The sequence below is a fragment of the Corynebacterium sp. HMSC077D03 genome, from assembly GCF_001808545.1.
Lineage (GTDB): Bacteria > Actinomycetota > Actinomycetes > Mycobacteriales > Mycobacteriaceae > Corynebacterium > Corynebacterium simulans.
On record NZ_KV793675.1, the window covers coordinates 1 to 4,719 of the forward strand.

Consider the following 4,719-nt stretch of genomic DNA (forward strand, 5'->3'; position numbering starts at 1 on the left):
TGTGCCATGGATTGCTCCTTTAGGGGGGTGGATGGGGAGGTACAAAAGTCCGTTTTAGGCGTGGCTTTAGCTTGCCAAGCCACGTGGAGTTTCGCAGGACTTTTAACCCCCACAAGGGGGAAAATGTGAACCAGATCTACAAATCACCTTTTCTGTCACGTAGTAGCTTTTCAGCATGGAACCAGTGACAAATATTCTCAACAGCATCGCCGGGGTGATTTGGGGTCCATTCGTTCTCATCGCCCGCGAGACCAAGGCCTATTTGAAGTTTGATCCCAAGCTCAACAAGCCAGTTGAGGAAGTTGAGGCGTTCGTCCGTTCCCAGCAGATGGAGTGGAAGTAATATGTAGGCCATGCCTCAAGCACTAGTAGTCGGGTCCGGCGCCGCGTTAGGCGCCGTGGCCCGCTATTTTTTGTCATCCCTGTTGGGCGGAGGAATGATTCCGCTGCTTTTAATCAACGTTTTGGGCAGCGCCCTGATGGGTTATTTCAAGCCGGGGCCCTTCTGGGGCACGGGCGTACTCGGCGGCTTTACTAGCTTCGCCACGTTCGCTTTCCTAACCTCCTCCGTTACTGCCGCGCAGGCTGGCTGCTACGTGCTCGCAACGGTGGTTGGTTGCGTTATGGCCTATCTCCTGGGTGACAAGGTAGGCGCCAAGTGATTGTTCTCTACATCCTCTCCGGCGCCTTCCTCGGCGGCATGGCCCGCTACGGTTTCACCAAGGTACTACCCGCTCCGGTTAGCACCTTCGCCGCAAATATGTGTGGCGCACTCGCGATCGGTTTGGCCTACGGCTTTGTTGAGCAAGTAGGCGGCGCGCTTAGCGATGTCCTCTATCCCCTAGCCATCGTCGGCTTCGCCGGCGGGCTCTCCACCTGGTCGACCCTAGCCAAGGAGCTCGGAGAAATGCTTAAAGAAAAGAGGTACTGGAAGTGTATCCAGTACCTCTTCTTCACCCTCGCGCTGGGCATCGTCCTAGCCTGGCGCGGGGCGATGTGGGCTCCGATTATCTATCAGAACTTCTAGTCCGCGATTGCATCCAAAGGCGGAGTCTTGGACGCACCATGTGCTGGCCATAGAGCGGCCAGCACGCCAACCACGGCAGAGCCCACCAGCAAGATGGCCAGCATGCCCCACGGAATAACGGCGCTACCAAGCCCCTCTTCGGACAGTACCTTGATAAAGGTCCAGCCCAGGCCCAGGCCCAGAATCATGCCCACCACTGCGCCGAATACTGCAATCTGGACGGACTCCAGGGTGATCATCGTGCGGATCTGACGGCGCTGGGTACCAACGGCGCGCAGCATGCCAATTTCCTGACGGCGTTCGATAACGCCCAGGGTCAGCGTATTGACGATGCCGAGCACCGCGATGATGACCGCAAGCGCCAACAGCGCGTAGAGAATGGTCAGCATCTGGTTAATCATGCTTGCGGCCTCGCCAGCGTATTCTTCACCGGAAGCCACCTGCACCACCACGAGGTCCTTGACGGATTCCTCCAGGTTGGTGCGCAGTTGCTCCAAGTCGACGCCCTCCGCTGCGTTGACGCCAACCATCGCTACGGTCAGGGCGTCGCCAGGCAGCAGCTTCTCGACGTCCTTTTGGGAAACCGCCAGCTTGGGCAGCATCTGGAAGTCCTCATAAATGCCCTTCAGCTCGACCTTTGTAGTCTTGCCCGGAACCATGCCAGAAAGCTCGTAGCTCTCGCCGACCTTCCAGCCTTGCTCGCCTGCGGTGGTGGCATCGGCGATGAAACCGCCCTCGGCGATGTCGCTATCGCCTTCGACCATGTTCAGCATGAAGATGTTTTGTGGGTTGGAATCAACCGTCTCCGACATGGTGTGTTCGGGGCCATAGTTCAACGAGGCTTGGTCTTCGACCTTCACCGGCGCGGTGCCGACAGTGATGACTTCGCCAGCGCCCTCGGCCTTGGCGGCGCGCTCGCCTGTCTCTACCGGAGTGGGGAAACTGCCCTGGGAAGGCCCGGAGAGCAGGTAATCGGCGCTGATGTCCTTCTCCATCGTCTCCGCAACGGAGGACTTCATAGTGGCGCCCAGCATGCCGATGGCAGTCACGAGGGCAACGCCAAGGGTAAGCGCGAAGGCGGTTGCTGCGGTACGGCGCGGGTTGCGCTTGGAGTTGGTAGACGCCAGCTTGCCGATGGCCCCGAAAGGCGCTCCGATGACTCGGCCCAAGGTAGGAACGATGGGTAGTGAAAGTGCGGGGCCTGCGAGGCTGAAGCCTACGATCAAGTTGAGCGCGCCCAGGCCGACGAGTCCGGCGCGGATGCCAGTCGCGGCGTCGACAAGCACGCCGGCGATGACGAAGATTATGCCCGAGCCCATGAGCAAACCGCCGACGATCGTGCGTACCTTCAGCGAGCTTGCCGCAGCGGACTCTGTGGTGCGCATGGCCTCAACCGGCTCGACTGCACCCGCGCGGCGGGCAGGTGCCCATGCGGAAACCACCGTAACCACGGTGCCCAGAATGATGGGCACGATGACCGCAAGCGGGCTCAATCCGAGGCCGCTATCTGCAGGCATGCCGCGGGATGCAAGCACGGCCTTAATGATCGCCACCAGGCCCATGCCGGCGACGACGCCCACCGCAGAGCCCAAAAGGCCCACGATGAAGGACTCAACGACGACCGAGCGGGTAATTTGTCGGCGCGATGCGCCCAACGCACGCAACAGCGCAAACTCCTTGATGCGCTGTGCGACGATCATGGAGAAGGTGTTCGCAATAATGAAGGTGCCGACCAACAGCGCGATGAGGCCAAAGGCAATGAGGAAGTAATTGACGAACTTCAGCGCCGAAGAAATAGCATCCGACATTTCCTCTGCAAGATTTTCGCCGGACTCCGCCTCGACGTCGTAGGTGGCGTTGAGATGCTCGACGAGCTGCTCTGGGCTTACCCCCTCAGCGGCAGAGAGCTTCAGCTGCTGCGAGTTTCCGTAGCGTTCAACGAAGGCCTTGTTATCCATCTGCAGGGTAATACTTGGACCTGCGTCCACGGCTGGCTTCTCGATGCCAGCGACGGTGACCTCGTCACGCTTGTCGGGATGGACAACGAGCAGCTTTTGGCCAACGGTGACGCCGTACTTTTCTGCTGCGGCATCGTTGATGGTGACCTCGCCAGTACCGTGTGGCGCCTCGCCCTGGATAATCTCGCCGGGCTCACCTACCGACTCTTCAGCGTTGTAGTAGGGCCTAACGCTCGCCCCACCGCCGGTGGTCTGGAATGCTTCGGCCTTGTCATTGGCGACGACCACGTTTTGCGCGCTTTCGATGTTGACCTTGCCGACCATGTCGTCGTTAGCTAGGTCCTGGCGCATCTTTTCATCCAAGTCCGGGCCCGAATCCTTCTTGCTGACGGCAGCGTCAACACCAGTAAAAGCATTGGAAACCGCCGCATCGAAAGTATTCGACAGGGAATTGGTGAACATGAAAGAGCCCGCGATGAAGGCGGTGCCAAGGATGACCGCGAGCAGCGTCAGCGCAAGGCGGAGCTTATGGGCAACGATATTGCGCAAGGAGACCTTGCGCATGGTGGTATTTCTAGCCATTAGCTTTCGATCTCCGCCATGACCTTGTGGATGGATTCCATGGTTGGATTCTGCAGCTCGTTGACCAGCTTGCCGTCGGCCAGGAAGACCACGCGGTCCGCGTAAGAGGCTGCCTTGGCATCGTGGGTGACAATGACGACGGTCTGGTCATCTTGATCCACTGCGGTGCGCAGAATATCCAAAACCTCCGCGGAAGAATTGGAATCAAGGTTGCCGGTGGGCTCATCGCCGAAGATGATCTCTGGGCGGGATACAAGCGCACGCGCACACGCCACGCGCTGCTGCTGACCGCCGGAAAGCTCTGCGGGACGGTGGCTCAGGCGCTGTGCCAATCCCAGACGGGTTGTCACCTCATCGAACCAGGACTTATCTACTTCCTTGCCAGCGATATTCATTGGCAGGGTAATGTTCTCCGCCGCAGTTAGGGTAGGTACCAAGTTAAAAGACTGGAAGATGAACCCTAGGCGGTCACGGCGCAGTGCGGTGATGGACTTGTCGTTTAGCTGCGACATATCCGTGTCGCCGATAAAGGCTGAACCACTAGTAGCTGAATCAAGACCGGCCATGGTGTGCATCAGCGTAGACTTTCCTGAACCTGACGGGCCCATGATGGCAGTAAATTTATTGCGCTCGAAGACCACGTTGACATGGTCCAATGCGGTAACAGCGGTATCGCCTTGCCCGTATTGCTTAAAAAGTTCGACGGCGCGCGCCGCTGCCCTCTCCGGTGGACACATGGTGGGAATCTCCTCACGGTAATGATGGTTTTAAAGCTATCCATCCCAGCCTAGCTGCCACACCCGACCGGCGTATAACTGCTAAGAAGATTCCGAAACTTCTCCAAGGTTCATCAACGCCACGTTGAACTACTCCACTCCCCCGCCGTGCATAGACCGGAAATGCCGGTTGATAGTTTCGTTGCTGAATTAACCTGCGTTCGACCCATCGAAGCCGCCGAAACCGGGCGTTGTGGGCCTGTTGGATGGTTCGAATGCAGGTTGACCAACGATAGGCGTGGGAATGTCGTGCCGATAGTCGTGGCCGGGTGGTGGTGGTTCAATGGTGGAAAACGAAAAAGAAGGAAGGGAAGCAACCAGCATGTTTGGTTGCTTCCCTTCCCTTCTTTTTTGTGTATTGAGTTGTGTGTTTATT

The 4,719-nt window shown here is 58.1% G+C and carries 6 protein-coding genes; 3 read left to right on the top strand and 3 right to left on the bottom strand.

The genetic code is table 11. The features are described 5' to 3' along the window. The first annotated feature begins 184 nt into the window (after positions 1–184). Genes HMPREF2888_RS12835 through HMPREF2888_RS03445 form a run of 3 tightly spaced genes read left to right on the top strand, consistent with a single transcriptional unit; the run spans position 185 to position 1,027 of the window. Positions 185–343, top strand: coding sequence for a hypothetical protein (locus tag HMPREF2888_RS12835; protein ID WP_168163250.1), 159 nt, complete (start codon positions 185–187; stop codon positions 341–343). A gap of 10 nt (positions 344–353) precedes the next feature. Further along, a complete protein-coding gene (locus HMPREF2888_RS03440) occupies positions 354–662 on the top strand; it encodes a fluoride efflux transporter family protein (RefSeq protein ID WP_061926026.1) in 309 nt (102 codons plus the stop codon). Then, complete coding sequence (locus HMPREF2888_RS03445) at positions 659–1,027, top strand: fluoride efflux transporter FluC (protein ID WP_082785838.1); 369 nt, start codon at positions 659–661, stop codon at positions 1,025–1,027. Before HMPREF2888_RS03440 ends, HMPREF2888_RS03445 begins: the two co-directional genes overlap by 4 nt. Here HMPREF2888_RS03445 and HMPREF2888_RS03450 read toward each other — a convergent pair. The 3 genes from HMPREF2888_RS03450 to HMPREF2888_RS12960 form a co-directional block, all read right to left on the bottom strand. Further along, positions 1,024–3,567, bottom strand: a complete 2,544-nt coding sequence (locus tag HMPREF2888_RS03450; protein ID WP_070518257.1) for an ABC transporter permease — start codon at positions 3,565–3,567, stop codon at positions 1,024–1,026. The genes HMPREF2888_RS03445 and HMPREF2888_RS03450 overlap by 4 nt on opposite strands. After that, positions 3,567–4,304 (bottom strand): ABC transporter ATP-binding protein, encoded by a 738-nt coding sequence (locus HMPREF2888_RS03455; RefSeq protein WP_061926034.1) that lies wholly within the window; start codon positions 4,302–4,304, stop codon positions 3,567–3,569. Before HMPREF2888_RS03455 ends, HMPREF2888_RS03450 begins: the two co-directional genes overlap by 1 nt. A gap of 189 nt (positions 4,305–4,493) precedes the next feature. After that, the coding region (locus HMPREF2888_RS12960) for a hypothetical protein (RefSeq protein ID WP_210386801.1) at positions 4,494–4,719 on the bottom strand (226 nt) is incomplete at its 5' end.